Annotated in this window: 14 protein-coding genes and 1 tRNA gene; 10 read left to right on the top strand and 5 right to left on the bottom strand. The window is 38.9% G+C overall.

Translation table 11 applies throughout. The annotated features are described in order from the left end of the window. Window positions 1-27: 27 nt before the first annotated feature. The gene (locus UFO1_RS21710) at window positions 28-723 is read left to right on the top strand and encodes a DUF2225 domain-containing protein (RefSeq protein WP_038674163.1); all 696 of its coding nucleotides are present in this window, start codon (window positions 28-30) and stop codon (window positions 721-723) included. Window positions 724-815: 92 nt separating this feature from the next. On the opposite strand, the gene UFO1_RS21705 is transcribed toward UFO1_RS21710, so the two are convergent. Next, window positions 816-1,322, bottom strand: a complete 507-nt coding sequence (locus tag UFO1_RS21705) for a flavin reductase family protein (protein WP_038674162.1) — start codon at window positions 1,320-1,322, stop codon at window positions 816-818. Between the two features lie 220 nt (window positions 1,323-1,542). Between UFO1_RS21705 and UFO1_RS26085 the strand changes: the two genes are divergently transcribed. The 4 genes from UFO1_RS26085 to serC all read left to right on the top strand — a co-directional run bounded on the left by UFO1_RS26085 (window position 1,543) and on the right by serC (window position 5,801). Then, complete coding sequence (locus UFO1_RS26085; RefSeq protein ID WP_256380529.1) at window positions 1,543-1,674, top strand: hypothetical protein; 132 nt, start codon at window positions 1,543-1,545, stop codon at window positions 1,672-1,674. Window positions 1,675-1,857: 183 nt separating this feature from the next. Then, a complete protein-coding gene (gene serA, locus UFO1_RS21700; protein WP_038674161.1) occupies window positions 1,858-3,444 on the top strand; it encodes a phosphoglycerate dehydrogenase in 1,587 nt (528 codons plus the stop codon). Between the two features lie 13 nt (window positions 3,445-3,457). After that, a complete protein-coding gene (locus UFO1_RS21695) occupies window positions 3,458-4,711 on the top strand; it encodes a DUF1015 domain-containing protein (protein ID WP_038674159.1) in 1,254 nt (417 codons plus the stop codon). Window position 4,712: 1 nt separating this feature from the next. Continuing rightward, a complete protein-coding gene (serC, locus tag UFO1_RS21690) occupies window positions 4,713-5,801 on the top strand; it encodes a 3-phosphoserine/phosphohydroxythreonine transaminase (protein WP_144390911.1) in 1,089 nt (362 codons plus the stop codon). Window positions 5,802-5,893: 92 nt separating this feature from the next. Here serC and UFO1_RS21685 read toward each other — a convergent pair whose 3' ends face one another. Continuing rightward, window positions 5,894-6,190, bottom strand: coding sequence for a hypothetical protein (locus UFO1_RS21685; RefSeq protein WP_038674157.1), 297 nt, complete (start codon window positions 6,188-6,190; stop codon window positions 5,894-5,896). A gap of 76 nt (window positions 6,191-6,266) precedes the next feature. Between UFO1_RS21685 and UFO1_RS21680 the strand changes: the two genes are divergently transcribed. Beyond that, entirely contained in the window at window positions 6,267-7,133 is an 867-nt protein-coding gene (locus tag UFO1_RS21680; RefSeq protein WP_038674156.1) for an NAD(P)/FAD-dependent oxidoreductase, read from the top strand. Here UFO1_RS21680 and UFO1_RS21675 read toward each other — a convergent pair. After that, window positions 7,109-8,164, bottom strand: coding sequence for a hypothetical protein (locus tag UFO1_RS21675; RefSeq protein WP_038674155.1), 1,056 nt, complete (start codon window positions 8,162-8,164; stop codon window positions 7,109-7,111). The two genes, UFO1_RS21680 and UFO1_RS21675, sit on opposite strands and share 25 nt — an antisense overlap. Window positions 8,165-8,361: 197 nt before the next feature. Here UFO1_RS21675 and UFO1_RS21670 point away from each other — a divergent pair, with 197 nt between their 5' ends. From UFO1_RS21670 to UFO1_RS21660, 3 genes are all read left to right on the top strand, one after another. Further along, window positions 8,362-9,360: an HD-GYP domain-containing protein gene (locus tag UFO1_RS21670; RefSeq protein ID WP_038674153.1), complete on the top strand. Its 999-nt coding sequence runs from the start codon at window positions 8,362-8,364 to the stop codon at window positions 9,358-9,360. A 263-nt stretch (window positions 9,361-9,623) separates the two neighbouring features. Then, on the top strand, window positions 9,624-10,892 hold the full coding sequence (gene serS / locus UFO1_RS21665) for a serine--tRNA ligase (protein WP_038674152.1): 1,269 nt from the start codon (window positions 9,624-9,626) through the stop codon (window positions 10,890-10,892). A gap of 222 nt (window positions 10,893-11,114) precedes the next feature. Then, the gene (locus tag UFO1_RS21660) at window positions 11,115-11,777 is read left to right on the top strand and encodes an HAD family phosphatase (protein WP_038674151.1); all 663 of its coding nucleotides are present in this window, start codon (window positions 11,115-11,117) and stop codon (window positions 11,775-11,777) included. Between the two features lie 183 nt (window positions 11,778-11,960). Here UFO1_RS21660 and UFO1_RS21655 read toward each other — a convergent pair whose 3' ends face one another. After that, window positions 11,961-12,551, bottom strand: a complete 591-nt coding sequence (locus UFO1_RS21655) for a hypothetical protein (RefSeq protein ID WP_038674149.1) — start codon at window positions 12,549-12,551, stop codon at window positions 11,961-11,963. A 121-nt stretch (window positions 12,552-12,672) separates the two neighbouring features. Between UFO1_RS21655 and UFO1_RS21650 the strand changes: the two genes are divergently transcribed. Next, a complete protein-coding gene (locus UFO1_RS21650; RefSeq protein ID WP_038674147.1) occupies window positions 12,673-14,721 on the top strand; it encodes a bifunctional diguanylate cyclase/phosphodiesterase in 2,049 nt (682 codons plus the stop codon). 72 nt (window positions 14,722-14,793) lie between these two features. On the opposite strand, the gene UFO1_RS21645 is transcribed toward UFO1_RS21650, so the two are convergent. After that, window positions 14,794-14,869: transfer RNA gene (locus UFO1_RS21645), tRNA-Gln, on the bottom strand. Window positions 14,870-15,007 lie beyond the last annotated feature (138 nt).

The raw sequence follows: 15,007 nt of genomic DNA, 5'->3' as shown, positions 1-15,007 counted from the left end.
TTATGACAGAATATGGAGTGAAAAATCTTGTTAGATGCTTTATTTACAGTAGAAAAGGACTGCCCTATTTGCGAAAAAAAAATCAAAGTAACACGTGTACGCTCACGATTAGATATGATTAAACAAGACACTGACTTTTGCTGTCAGTATAAGAATGTAAATCCTTATTATTATGCAGTTTGGTTTTGTCCTCATTGTAGCTATGCGGCACAAGACACTTATTTTGATGAGATTGTACCTGCGGCAGCAGAACGAATCCAAAAATTTTTTTCAGAAAGAAATGTAAGCATTGATTTAAGTGGTACTAGAACTAGAGAACAGGCAGTTGTTAGTTATCAATTAGCGATTCTGTGTGCAGAATTGGCTGCAAGTCCTGCTAGTCGATTGGCTGGTCTGCATTTAAGATTAGGGTGGCTGTACCGAGAAGCTGGGCAAGAAGAGGAAGAAAGAGTCATCTTGGCAAAGGCTGCTGAATATTATGAGAAAACCTTGGCACAGGAAAGTATGCCAGTTGGCCCTATGTCGGAGTTAACGATTACGTATCTTGCGGCGGAATTGTTAAGGCGAGCGGGAGCAAATGAGAAGGCATTATTATATCTTAGTAAGGTTGTGAGTAGCCCACAAGCTAGAGAGGAAAAACGGATTGCCGATTTAGCTCGTGACGTTTGGCAGGATATGCGAGCAGCAGCGAAAGCAAAAATACCTGCAAAACAACAAGGATAAGAGTTACGTAAAAAAAAGTAGGCTTGACGAGCACTCGCCAAGCCTACTTTTGATGTATATTTACTTTCAAGGTCAGAAAAATTTTTAGCGATTTACTTTTCGTCTAAGTAGGTAGCCAAAATTTCACCGAAATAAAGGGTATGGTAGTTGCCAGTAGGATACCATTTTTCGTTTAAGTCAGCGGCTAGTTGATCCTGTAACATTTCTTGTTTATACACTACTTTGCATTCGTAGTGTAAACCGCAATTTGCAATTACAGGAGTAGATATTTTTTTGCCAGGAATAGTCTTTAAATTAGCAGATGCTAACTTATCTAGATCTCTGCCGGACTTAGAACCTGCGACTCCTAATGCTGCGCTCATATCTCTAAAAGGGATGCTGACGGTAAATTCCTGGCTTTTTTCGAGACAATCATAGGTATAGCGAGACGGCCTTACCATTGCCGTAAAAACAGGTTTGCCCCACATGAAGCCAATACTACCCCATGCGATTGTCATAGTATTAACCTTTCCGTCGACTATAGTAGTTAAAAAGGCTCCTTTGCTTAGTATTTCGGTAACTTCCTTAGCGTGCTCGTTATAGGATATTTCTGTAATCATGAATAAACCTCCCACGGATTTTTACTAAATGATAAATACTATGTTCTTCTATTCTGACTTAAAACCCATTGCCCTGTCAATAAAGACCAATTAACTTTTTGATTTGGTTTCGTCTTTTTGCTTAACAGTTAGCTTGTGTAAAACAAGAAAAAAGATACTATTTGAAAGAAATGTTTTCTGTAAAAATACACTTGACTTTAATCGAGTGATAAAATATAATATGTTTAAATTGATAGTTGAACATGATGAAAGGGAAGCTAAGTGTGCAGAATGTACAGAGAACCGACGGGTGGTGGAAGTCGGTCATTTTGGCAAATGGTTCCGCCCTGGAGTGGCTAATGATGAATTGTGACGGGTGTCGCCCGATATAGCGATTAGAGTTGGCTGTTATGGCAATTTGGGTGGCAACGCGGGAATATCTCTCGTCCCTGTTATGGGATGAGGGATTTTTTTATTTCTTTTTAAGACGAAATGCTTTCTGTTTCAACGTTGAAAATAGTTAAATTTAAATTCATAAATTATGGAGGGGTATAGAATGAAAATATTAGTGAGTGATCCAGTTTCAGCCCAAGGTGTAGAGTTATTACAAAAGGAATATGAGGTAGATGTTAAAATAAAACTACCGATAGAGGAATTAATTCGCATTATTCCCGAATATGATGCTTTAGTTGTACGCAGTGAGACCAAGGTTACTAAAGCAGTGATTGAGGCAGCTGCTAACTTGAAAGTGATTGGTCGTGCTGGAGTAGGTGTTGACAACATAGATGTAGAAGCAGCAACTCAGAAAGGCATTGTAGTACTCAACGCTCCTGAAGGCAATACGGTAGCAGCAACAGAGCATACAATGGCTATGATGCTCGCCCTAGCCCGCAATGTCCCCCAAGCTCACGCTAGCATGAAGGACGGACAATGGATGCGCAGCAAATTAATGGGTGTTGAAATGCGTGGCAAAACACTGGGTATTCTTGGCTTAGGACGTATAGGTACGGGTGTAGCCAAAAGAGCTTTGGCTATGGAGATGAATGTTGTAGCCTATGATCCATTCGTCAGTGCAAATCAGGCGACTGCCATGGGTATTCAGTTATTGGAGTTGGAAGAAATTTTCCCAGTTGCTGATTTTATTACCCTACATTTACCCTTTACATCAGAAACAAAGTATCTTTTAAATAAGGAAAGTTTTGCCAAAATGAAACCTGGAGTACGGATTGTAAACTGTGCTCGTGGCGGCGTTATCCATGAAGGAGATTTAGCTAAAGCTGTGGAAGAAGGTATTGTAGCAGGGGCGGCAATTGATGTGTTTGAAAAAGAGCCCGTTGATCCAGAAAATCCATTGCTTAAACTAGACAAGGTGATTGTAACACCCCATTTAGGAGCGTCTACTGCAGAAGCCCAAGTTGGTGTAGCTGTAGACGTAGCAAAAGGTATTATCGCTGCATTAAAAGGGGAACCTATCGCAACAGCAGTTAATATGGCACCAATTCAGTCGCATGTGTTGGAAGTCATTCGCCCTTATTTTAATTTGGCGGAAAAGATGGGTTGCTTGGCTATTAATTTAGCAGAAGGCCGTATTACAGCAGTCGATGTAGAATACAATGGAGAGATTAGCGAAGTAGACACGAAAATGCTGACAACAGCAATGATAAAAGGCTTGCTAAACTCCATTTTGACGGAACATATTAATTATGTGAATGCTCCAGGTGTTGCTAAATCTCGCGGTATTAAGGTACGGGAAGTAAAAAGCAAAGAGACAGCTAATTTTGCCAATTTGATTACGGTAAGAGTTCATACAGACAAAAAAACTCATGTTGTGGCGGGGACTTTATTCGGTCATCAAGAAGGACGTATTGTTATGATCGATGGATACCGAGTCGATGTGGATCCACAAGGATGGTTAATTGTCGGTCTTCATTTGAATCGTCCAGGCATCATCGGACATGTTGGCACGATTTTGGGAAGCGATGGAATTAATATTCATAGTATGCAAGTGGGGCGTACTGAGGAAAAAGGAACAAATATTATGGTTATGGGTGTAGACTCCGATGTTCCAGCAGCCGTTATGTTAAAGATAAAAGCAGTGGATGGAATATTGGGGGCGAAAATGATTAATTTTTGTGTAGTATAGGAGGAAAAAAATTATGGCAATTGTAAAACCTTTTTGTGGACTAAGACCGGTACCAGAACTGGCAGATAAAGTTGTTTCTTTGCCCTATGATGTAATGGATTCGAATGAGGCAAGAGCGATTACCACAAAAAATGAATATAGTTTTTTGCGTGTTACAAAATCCGAGGTAGATCTTGCGCCTGACGTTAGTCCATATTCGGAAGTCGTATATGAAAAGGCGGCTGAAAATCTTAAAGATTTTATTGCAAAAGGTGTTTTGGTGCAAGATGAAAAACCGTGTTTTTACATTTACAAACAACAGATGGGCTCTCACAATCAGGTAGGATTAGTGGCTGCTTTATCGGTAGAAGAATATAAAAATAACATTATTAAGAAACATGAATTAACTCGCCCAGATAAAGAGCAAGATCGAGTGAATAATATAATGGCGACAGAGGCTCAAACAGGAGCGGTATTTGTTACTTACAAAGCAGATGATCATATTAATGCTGTACTAGCTCAATGTATGACGAAACAGCCAGTTTATGATTTCCAGACAGAGGATGAAATTCGTCATACCTTATATGTTGTGGATGATGCAACTAAGATTAAAGCCATTGAGCAAGCCTTTGCTCGCATTGGGACTTTATACATTGCTGATGGCCATCATCGTTCGGCTGCTGCAGCAAGGGTATATGATACCTATAAAGAAAAAAATCCGGAGCATACAGGCGAAGAGGAATATGCTAAATTCCTTGCTGTAATCATTCCTCATACAATGACGAAGATTATGGATTACAATCGAGTGGTAAAAGATTTAAACGGCTTAACCGAGCAGGAGCTATTAGAAAAAATTCAAGAAAAGTTTACCATTAACCCATGCACTCGAATATCGTGTAAGGCAGAGTACCCTCATTACTTTGGCATGTACATTAACAAGGCCTGGTATAAATTAGTAGCCAATCCAGGTACCTATGATGAGAATGATCCTGTAGATAAGTTAGATGTAAGCATCTTACAAAACAATCTTTTAGCACCTATTCTTGGAATTGGCAATCTTCGGACGGATAAACGTATTGATTTTGTAGGTGGTATTCGCGGTATGGCGGAATTAGAACGGTTAGTAGACAGTGGTGAGTATGCGGTTGCTTTCTCTATGTTCCCAACGTCTACCAAAGAATTAATGGCAATTGCGGATTCAGGACAAATTATGCCACCTAAGTCCACTTGGTTTGAACCAAAACTTAGGGATGCTATTGTAGTACATTTATTAAATGGGAGGAATTAAATTGACTCATCGTGTTTTTAATTTTAATGCGGGTCCAGCGGCATTGCCGATAGAAGTATTAAAACAAGCTCAAGCCGAATTTTTAAACTATCAGGAAACTGGTATGTCTATGCTCGAGACGAGTCATCGTTCCAAAGCCTATGAAGCGGTCAATCGGGAAGCGGAAGCAACGCTAAAAGAACTATTAGGACTCGGTGATAATTACCGAGTTCTATTCCTCCAAGGAGGAGCTAGTACTCAATTTGCGATGATACCGATGAATTTTTTGCCAGCAGGGCGCACTGCAGACTATATCTTAACAGGAGCTTGGTCCGAAAAGGCTCTTAAAGAAGCCAAACTGTTTGGTAGCACACACATAGCGGCGACTACTGCGGAAGACAATTATAAACGTATCCCCCAAAAGGGCGAAATTCAATTAAGTGAAAACCCAGCCTATGTTCATATTACCTCAAACAATACGATTTTTGGTACCCAGTGGCAGGAGTTTCCTTCCTTTGGGAAAGTACCTCTGATTGCCGATATGTCCTCTGATATCTTAAATAGACCTTTTGATGCGGAAAAATTTTCGCTGATTTATGCCGGAGCCCAAAAGAATTTAGGGCCTTCAGGGGTAACAGTTGTTATTGCGCACAAGGAGTTGTTGGAGAATAATCCAAAGGATATCCCTACGATGATGCGTTATGAAACACACGCTAAGAATGATTCCTTGTATAATACACCACCTGCTTTTTCTGTATACATACTCAATTTAGTATTGCAATGGCTAAAAGGACAAGGCGGCTTAGCAGGAATTGAGAAACGCAATGTAGAAAAAGCCAGTCTGATCTATAATGCCATAGATCAAAGTGGCGGTTATTACCGAGGTCATGCGCAAAAAGACAGTCGCTCTTTAATGAATATTACCTTCCGTCTGCCCAGTGAAGAACTGGAAAAAAACTTTGCAAGCCAAGCAGAAAAGGCTGGCCTCATAGGCCTTAAAGGGCACCGTTCAGTTGGTGGATTACGAGCATCCATATACAATGCAATGACAGTAGAAGGCTGCCGTGCATTAGAACAATTTATGTTGAATTTTCAACAAAAAAATGGGTAGACTATAAAAAGAAAAACAAAAAAGCGGGAGTACAGGGTAACCTGTATCCCGCTTTTCATCTATATACAATTTGGCCAAATAATATAAGAATGTTAAGTTGGCATATCTATTTTGGGTTTAGTTTCAGGGGCGGGTGAAGGCGTTATATGAATAGAGATGCCACCAATAGCAGGCGCTAGTGTATTAAAAACAGCCGTATAGATGAGACCAAGTATGCCGGAAGCTAGACCAGCTAGTAATGTAATGAAAGCACCACATAATATGCCAAAGGAACTTCTATCTAGCAGGCCAAAGGTTAGACCAACAAGGCTTCCTGTACATATTCCACCAATAAACATTAAGTAGAACAAAGGTCTGTATTCAAGGCGCATAAGTTTATAATTATACATACTATCACAACCTTTCATCTAGATTTCTATAAGGATTTAAGAGGGGAATTTTAAAAAAATGCAGGAGGAATAGCAAATGTCTAGTGAAATTTTTGATATTGCCATAATTGGCGGAGGTCCGGCGGGATTATCCGCTGCGCTTACTGGAAGAATTCGCAATAAAAGTGTTGCCATATTTGAGCATATGGATTTCAGTCTAAAACTACAAAAAGCCCATATTGTAGATAATTATTTAGGAGTACCCCAAATTACTGGACAAGGGATGATGCAGCAATTTCTGGCTCATTGTTCCGCTCATAACCCAACGATTATTAAAGAAAAAGTCGTTAATATTTTCCCTGGAGAAGGTAGGTTTACCTTGGTATCACCAAAGGCAACTTATCAAGCGCGAAGTGTAATTATTGCTACCGGGGTAGTTGCCACTACTATATTCCAAGGTGAAAAAGAATTTTTAGGGAAGGGTGTAAGTTATTGTGCTACTTGTGATGGCATGATGTATAAGGGGAAAGATGTAGCTGTGATATCTTATACGGCAGAGGGGGAACATGAGGCAGAATATTTAAGCGAATTATGTCGCACTGTATACTACTTACCTCAATATAAGGAAGCACCTACTTTGCGTTCAGGGATCAAATTAGTGAATGAAAAGCCGGAGGCAATTATAGGAGATGTAGTAGTACAAAAACTACAAGTGAATAAAGAAGAATTATCTGTTCATGGCGTATTTATTATTCGGATGTCTGACCCTGTAGAAAATGTACTGCCAGGCCTTGCATTAGAAGGTGAAGTGATTAAAGTGAATCGTGATATGTCAACAAGCATACCAGGAGTTTTTGCAGCAGGGGACTGCACGGGAAAACCATGGCAAATTGCTAAGGCTACTGGTGAGGGCTTGGTAGCGGTATTAAGTGCCATTTCTTATTTGGGAAAGAAAGATAAATAAAGCAATCGACAAGTAAACCATAAGGTTGTATAACCAAAAAGAGGGAAAATAATAGCAATAAGGGCAGTAAAACCAATATGACTGAGCAGTAGAGCAAGTAAAATTATAAGTAGTAAGCTGACTGTTGTAGATAGTCTGGTGGCAGCAGTCAGTTTAGTTATACAGCCATATAGGCTTGCCAGACCCGTGGTATACATAGCAGCCGCGAAGATAAAAATATAAGCCATATGGTGTAGTGTATGCTGAGACTCAGCGATATAGAGCATCGGTATTTCATAATCTAAGGATAAGGGATAGTGAACGAGAACGACTACTGTAATCAGACCTGCTAGTGACAATAATAAGATACTGCCAGCAATGCTGCCAGCAATACGGATAGAACGCTCAGAAATGCGGGATCCTAAAGGTGCTAATAGAGTGGCACTCATCACCAGGTTATAGGAAAGATAAAGTAGGCTAGAAATCAGCCAGTTTGAAGCAGGCAAATTTGCTACTCCAGGTGGTGCTTGGGCGAGTGCTATATCCCATTCGTGATAAGAGAGTGAGTAAATTCCAATGTAGATTGTGATAATGGCTAGTAGTGGAGTGATAATAAGATTAGCATTCGTTATTCCAGTAAGTCCGTATAGGGTTGTAATGGCGAGACAAAGGGCCATAAGACTTGCTCCGAGGCTATAAGATATAGTCAGAGTATCTCGGAATAAGGTGCCAGCCGCTGCTAGCATAATGGTAAGTACACCGAAGAGAAAAACTGTTACGAAAAGATCTAATGCGGTACCAATTTTCTTGCCGCAGACATAATATAATATATGATGATAACTTGTAGCTCTGATTGAGTAACTGATTTCCAAAAGTGTACTGCCCAGCAACGCGAACAAACAGCATGTTACTAATAAACCTACTAATCCCATATTGCCATAAACAACAAAAAACTGGGTGAGCTCTTGCCCAGAGGCAAAGCCAGCACCCATGATAGTACCAGCATAGGTAGCCGAAATCCTAGCGATCCGCATGAGTTGATGAGAGGACATTGCATCACTCCTTCAGTTCCAATACCGTTTTACTTTTTCATATGTAAAAAAGTGGGATATTATGCAGGAAATATAAAAAAAGCATGGAATTTCAATATGTAGATGAAGAAAAGTTATGTTGTAGGGGTCTATCTTATAATAGTGAGCTGTTTGTGTAGGTGAGTAGTGAAAAATGCTGTAAGAGGAGTTTGCCACAGATGAAAAAAGACGTTCGCTATCGTGTAGCAGAGATAATAGATAAGGGGTTACTGCACGGCGTTTTAGTCATTAATAATGAATTTAAATCTGTATTTATAAATGATGCATTGTGCAATATGTGGCATATCAGTGAAGAAGAGTTTATCAATAAATCAATACTAGACATTTTTTATAATGGTAATAAGAAAAAGAGTTGTGGTAGCTACCAAGGGCCTTTAATTGAGACAATGGATACTGGAGAGCAATTTAGTGCTTGCGAGGTGTATTTAAATATGCCTAGCCAAGAGGGGAAATGGTTTTTAGTAAGTACCTTTTTATTGCGAGATGAGAATGGTCTGCCTGAGTTTGCTGTAGGAAATTATATTATGATAGACAAATTTAAAATGTTTGAAAATAAATTAAATGTCGTGAATATGAATATTATAAAGGCATTTTGTAAAGCCATTGGCGTAAGAGATCTGTATACTATGCAGCATAGTGAAAATGTTGCTGCTCTCATTGTTGGATTAACAGAATATATGAAGCTTCCTGCAAGTGAAGTCACTATGGCATATTTAGCAGGCATAGTACATGATGTAGGTAAAATTGGAATTTCAGAAGAGATTCTAAATAAGCCAAGTCGCCTAACGGATGTAGAATATGAAGTAATTAAGCGCCATCCAAGTAAAGGCGCAGATATTTTGAAGGAAGTAGAGGAATTTGCCACCTTGGCAGAGATTGTGCGTCATCATCACGAACGATACGATGGAAAAGGGTATCCGAGTGGCCTACAGGGGGAAAACATTCCATGGATTAGCCGTATGCTGACCATTTGTGATGCATATGATGCTATGACTAGCTTACGATGTTATTGTGAACCTCATAGTGTGGAAGAAGCTCTAATCGAGATTGAAAGTTGTGCAGGTAAGCAATTTGATCCTAGTATTAGTAATGTTTTCATTGATTTTATTAGAGAGTGCAATGGCGATCTAGGGTTGAACGCTGTTATAAGCACCTAACCATTATTCATTAGAGATGCTTTACAATAAATGGTGAATATTGTAGAATATAATGGTATAAGCTATTTATGTATAAGAGCAGATTTATGCCGTTATGTACCGTATAACAGCGCTTATGCGGGAAAGATACTCTCGTTCCTGAATAGCAGGCGGGAGTTTTTTGTTATTATTTATGTATCATCCCAAAAGGGAAATGTACATTCCAAACAATCTATGTTAAAAAACGATAGAGTTTTCTTAGTATAAATAGGAGGGTTTAAAGCATGCTTGATATTAAATTTGTCAGGGACAATACAGAAGAAGTACAACAAGCCTTAGTAAAGCGCGGCATGAATCTCAGTTTAGATGAGTTCTTAGTTTTGGAAAAAGAGCGTCGTGAATTGTTAGGTCAGGTAGAGGCACTTAAAAATAAACGAAACACTGTATCTCTTGAAATTAGTCGTCTTAAAAAGGCCAAGGAAGATGCGGAAAGTTTAGTATCCCAAATGCGTTTAGTCGGCGATCAGATCGGTGAATTCGATGGTAAGGTTAAGGAAGTAGAGGGAAAACTGCAAGCTATTATTATGAACATCCCTAATATACCTCATCATTCAGTACCTATTGGAAAGGATGAGCAGGACAATATCGAGGTGCGTAATTGGGGAACTCCTACTACGTTTGAAAAACCGCCACTGGCTCACTGGGAAATTGGCGAGAAACTCAATATTCTTGATTTTGAACGGGGTGGCAAAGTCACTGGAACACGATTCACTTTTTATCGGGGACTAGGAGCTCGGTTAGAACGTTCTCTGATTAATTTTATGCTTGATATTCACACTGGTGAGCACGGCTATACGGAATTTTTCCCTCCATTTATTGCAAATAAAGAGAGTATGACAGGAACCGGGCAATTGCCTAAGTTTAGTGAAGATATGTTTAAGTTGGAGGGACTCGATTATTATTTGATTCCTACTGCAGAAGTACCAATCACTAATTATCATCGAGGAGAAATCTTAGATGTCAAAGATTTACCTTTATATTATACGGCTTATAGTGCCTGTTTCCGTGCCGAAGCAGGAGCTGCTGGCCGGGATACTCGTGGTTTAATTCGTCAGCATCAGTTTAATAAAGTAGAGATGGTGAAGTTGACTTTACCGGAGAACTCTTATGATGAGCTAGAAAAGTTGACTCGTAATGCAGAACGTATCTTGGAATTGCTAGGATTGCCTTATCGTACAGTCGCCTTATGTAGTGGTGATATGGGTTTCTCTTCTGCGAAAACCTACGATATTGAAGTATGGTTGCCTAGTTTTAATACCTACCGAGAAATTTCATCCTGTTCGAATTTTGAGGATTTCCAAGGCCGTCGCGCTGATATAAAATTCCGCCGTGAGGCTAAAGGAAAACCAGAATTTGTACATACGTTAAATGGCTCAGGCCTAGCGATTGGCCGCACTGTAGCCGCTATTTTGGAAAACAACCAACAACCTGATGGCTCTGTTATTGTACCTGAAGTACTGCGTTCTTATATGGGCGTTGATGTAATTAAATAGTCAATCATCAGGATGAGGGTTCTGATTACAAAGAGACTTGGTAAATGCCAAGTCTCTTTGTAGAATCAGAGAGTAGATGTTTTTTAGGTAGTCCGCACAGTATCTATATTATTAACGCTCCGCCATTTCATTTAACCTATGCTTATAATAAAATAGATACTGAGCTTAGGCTAATAGGTGAAGGTAGCCTTCCCGATTTTCTTATATAGAGGAGGAATCGTTATGATCAAAGCCGTTATTTTTGATATGGATGGTGTCATTATCGATAGTGAGCCATTGCACTATAAGATTTTTATGAATTATACAAAAACTAAATTTGGATTTACCATTTCCGATGAAGAATATGATACTTTCATAGGTACTACAAATCTTCATATGTTCTCCAAACTTAAAGAAAAGTACAAAATTGAAGGTGATATCAATACTTTGCTTCAAGAGTATGAAGATAAATGCGTTGAATTTTTACTGTCGGAAAAAGATGAAAAGCCCATCTCTGGCGTTGATATCTTAGTGAAAAAGCTCTACGAGGAAAACATCAAATTAGCCTTGGCTTCTTCCTCACCTAAGAAACAAATTCATATTGTTTTGGATATGTTCTCATTAAGCGATTGTTTTGCCGAAAAGGTTAGCGGACAAGAAGTTGAAAAGGGTAAACCTGCTCCTGACATCTTTTTGCGGGCAGCTGAATTATTAGGCGTTCTCCCGGAGGAATGTTTGGTTTTTGAGGATTCTAGAAATGGAGTTCTAGCAGCTAAAACAGCTGGTATGAAGTGTATTGCTTTTTATAATCCGAATTCAGGGAAGCAAGATTTGTCTTATGCAGACAAAATTATCAAAAGTTTTGATGAAGTCAACAATGATGTTTCTTTTGTAAAAGAATTTTAACAAAAAAGATAAACTTTCTTAGTAAGGATTTGCTAAGAAAGTTTATCTTTTTTTGCGGAATCAGAAAGTATAACACTTCCTTGATTCCAAGTAAGAACGACTAAGGCTTCTACCTGCGTCTGAGGACTTGGCCTAAGCCAAGTCTTTTCTTATATTTGTGTTTTTATTAGAAAACTTGAAGAATTAGATCCTAACTTCAAAATTGCCTTTGATTTTAGAAGAGGAAGCTGTTTTCTTATTTTTTACCATAGCGACAGATAAGGGGGGAGTAGCAGTATCCTCAGCAGAATTCATTAGGTCTAAGAGTTCTTTCTCGTTACTTTCTGAATAATCAAGGATAGTGCGTTCCTTCTTTTTCTTGTTGTTCCACAAATGAAGAGCTACAAAAGATAAAGCAAAAAGTAGAACAAGGGTAAAAACCAATCCAAAGCCAAAAACCGATGTTGGTTTATTCTTAGGGGCTGGTGTAATATCCGATGCTGCAGTAGTTGCAGTTGTGGTTTCATTATAAGTGCCTAAAAGTGGTGGAGCAGTTGTAGTTTGGTTCGGAGGGGAGGCTGCTTTTTCCATAGTAGATGCTTTCGTTGGGGAACTTTGTGGTATCCCATCTACCTTTTTAGCATCCTGGGCTGCTTTCGTAGTTTCTGATTTCGCTGGGCTTGTAGAAGTAGCAGGAGAAGTTGCTGTATCACCCCCAATAATTGATGAAGGTTTTACCTCCATAGTAGGGGGAGTGGGGGGGATAGGTTTTGTTGGTGGAGTTGGGGTTTGCATAGATAAAACTCCTTTATGTAGGAATAATGTAGTATCTTGGCGAAGTATAGATCTTGTAATTACGAGTATAGCAAAAGTTTTTATATAAAGATAGAGCCGGATATAAAGAGGGGGAATTATTTTGCACCTGAAGTTGAGCAATAGCGTTGCCAAAAAAATTGCAACGTTACTCTATGATATAAGTGGCCTTCCTGTAACAATTTGGGATACTAAAGATAGAATTCTCGCTAAGACAGAAACTTGTAGCACTCTGTCTCAAAATAATTTAAGGTGCAAATCCCATACGCTAGATAGTGAAAAGGAACAAATTAATAGTTCTAATAGTAGGACTATAGAGAGAATAATCCTTCGGATCGAGGAAACGGTAATCGGTAAAATTGCCGTTGAGGGTCCAAGTCAAATTGCTAATGTAGTAGCTAGACTTGCAGCGGAATTTATTATGATTTTAGTGCAAGAAAGGGATTCCAATATGTCAGCTGATGTTAATGATGTCAATAAGATCAGAAATCAGCTTCCCATTTGGGCTAAAATATTTGAGGGCAGTGGCGAAGCAATTTCTATTACCGACAGAGAAAATCGCTTTGTTGCCGTAAACCAAGCTTTTTCTAACATTACGGGCTATGCCGCTGAAGAGATAATCGGAAAGCAACCTAGTATTTTAAAATCAGGTCGTCATGATAGTATTTTCTATCAAAATATGTGGGCTTCAATTAATCAAACCAGTTGCTGGCAAGGGGAGATATGGGAAAAACGCAAAGATGGAGCAATCTACTTAAAATGGTTAAGAATTGACCTAATAAAGGATAGTAAGGGTAATCTTATAAATTATTTAGCTACATTTACAGATATTAGCGAAAAAAAAGCGGCAGAGGAACGGATACATTATCTTGATAGGCATGATACCTTAACTGGGCTGCCGAATCGAAAAATGTTAGAAAAACAATTACTAACTGACATTGAACATGCTAAGCATAGCAACAAACGTGTAGGCGTTATTTCAATGGATTTAGATCGATTTAAAAATATCAATGATTCTTTAGGTCATCAAATTGGTGATGAATTCTTAAAGCAAATAGCCCTTCGGTTACAGACATTTTCTAAAAAGACAAGTATTACAGTGCGGTTTGGTGGTGATGCTTTCATCATTATTTTGCCGATTATTTCGCGGAAAGAGGAAATTGTTGCTCTGATCCGTGAAATCGTGCGTGTTATTGAAAAACCCCTTATCCATGGTGATTTAGAGTTAATGATGACAGCTAGCATTGGTATTAGCATATTCCCCGATGATGGGGATACCCCCGAGGTTTTGATCCGAAATGCGGACACGGCAATGCACAAGGTAAAAGACAATGGGCGCAATGGTTATGAATTTTTTGAGGCCAATATGAATGAATATGCATCGGAGCGTCTTATGCTCGAAAATAATCTGCGGCGAGCCTTAGATCGGGAAGAATTTGTTTTATTTTATCAACCACAGTTTGATAGTAAAACAGAAAAAGTGATTGGGGTAGAAGCGTTAATTCGGTGGAGGCTCTCTAATGGAGAAATCGTTTCTCCAGCAGAGTTTATCCCTATTTTAGAAGAAACAGGTCTTATCATCCCAGTTGGTGAGTGGATCTTATTAGAGGCTTGTAGGCAACACGGGCGATGGATTGAAATGGGGCTACCTCCCATTCCAATGTCAGTAAATATATCTGCTATTCAATTTCATGATTCGGACTTTTTAAATATGCTTGGAGATGTTATAAGAAAAAGTGGTATAGAGCCAAAGTATTTGGATTTAGAAGTAACGGAAAGTGTTGTAATGAGGCAACTGGAGGTTGTAATTAAGCAATTAGAAAGTATTAAGGCCATGGGAATTAGCTTATCGCTAGATGATTTTGGTACAGGCTTTTCAAGCCTTAGCTACTTGCGTTACTTTCCTTTAGATCGACTGAAAATAGATCAATCTTTTGTGCGGGGATTGGCGGTAGCTTCGGTGAATAAGGCAATTATTGAATCGGTGGTTGCTCTTGGGAAAAGTTTAAAAATAAAAACCATAGCAGAAGGTGTAGAAACAAAGGAAGAATTGGATTTCTTGCGTAAACTGCAATGTGATGAAATACAGGGATATTACTTTTCAAGGCCTTTGCCGAGTGAAGAGTTTGTCAAATGGTTTAAAACGAGATAAATATAAAACCCCTATACTATCAAATAGTATAGGGGTTAATTAACAAAAGATGGTTAGCTATTAAAGTCATAATGGCTAGGGCGGCAGGACTCGAACCTGCGGATGCGGGAATCAGAATCCCGTGCCTTACCAGCTTGGCGACGCCCCAATAAAAATCACATATGTAATTATATACTATATCTTTTTAAATAGCAAATTCATTTTCATGGCACCTTTTAATTCTTTTAGTATGCAGGGTGATAAGCTAAATTGTGGCTAAATTCCATTAATATTGACATAAATTAAA

The sequence above is a fragment of the Pelosinus sp. UFO1 genome (genome assembly GCF_000725345.1).
GTDB lineage: Bacteria > Bacillota > Negativicutes > DSM-13327 > DSM-13327 > Pelosinus.
Note: the sequence above shows the minus strand (reverse complement) of the source record. Positions and strands in the feature narration are given on the sequence as shown.

Excerpts from the sequence above, each read along its gene's own strand:
- UFO1_RS21670 (WP_038674153.1), top strand. The coding sequence starts at position 8,362 with ATGAAAAAAGACGTTCGCTATCGTGTAGCAGAGATAATAGATAAGGGG.
- UFO1_RS21675 (WP_038674155.1), bottom strand. The coding sequence starts at position 8,164 with ATGTCCTCTCATCAACTCATGCGGATCGCTAGGATTTCGGCTACCTAT.
- serA (WP_038674161.1), top strand. The coding sequence starts at position 1,858 with ATGAAAATATTAGTGAGTGATCCAGTTTCAGCCCAAGGTGTAGAGTTA.
- serS (WP_038674152.1), top strand. The coding sequence starts at position 9,624 with ATGCTTGATATTAAATTTGTCAGGGACAATACAGAAGAAGTACAACAA.
- UFO1_RS21680 (WP_038674156.1), top strand. The coding sequence starts at position 6,267 with ATGTCTAGTGAAATTTTTGATATTGCCATAATTGGCGGAGGTCCGGCG.
- UFO1_RS21705 (WP_038674162.1), bottom strand. The coding sequence starts at position 1,322 with ATGATTACAGAAATATCCTATAACGAGCACGCTAAGGAAGTTACCGAA.
- UFO1_RS21685 (WP_038674157.1), bottom strand. The coding sequence starts at position 6,190 with ATGTATAATTATAAACTTATGCGCCTTGAATACAGACCTTTGTTCTAC.
- UFO1_RS21695 (WP_038674159.1), top strand. The coding sequence starts at position 3,458 with ATGGCAATTGTAAAACCTTTTTGTGGACTAAGACCGGTACCAGAACTG.
- UFO1_RS26085 (WP_256380529.1), top strand. The coding sequence starts at position 1,543 with ATGTTTAAATTGATAGTTGAACATGATGAAAGGGAAGCTAAGTGTGCA.
- UFO1_RS21655 (WP_038674149.1), bottom strand. The coding sequence starts at position 12,551 with ATGCAAACCCCAACTCCACCAACAAAACCTATCCCCCCCACTCCCCCT.
- UFO1_RS21660 (WP_038674151.1), top strand. The coding sequence starts at position 11,115 with ATGATCAAAGCCGTTATTTTTGATATGGATGGTGTCATTATCGATAGT.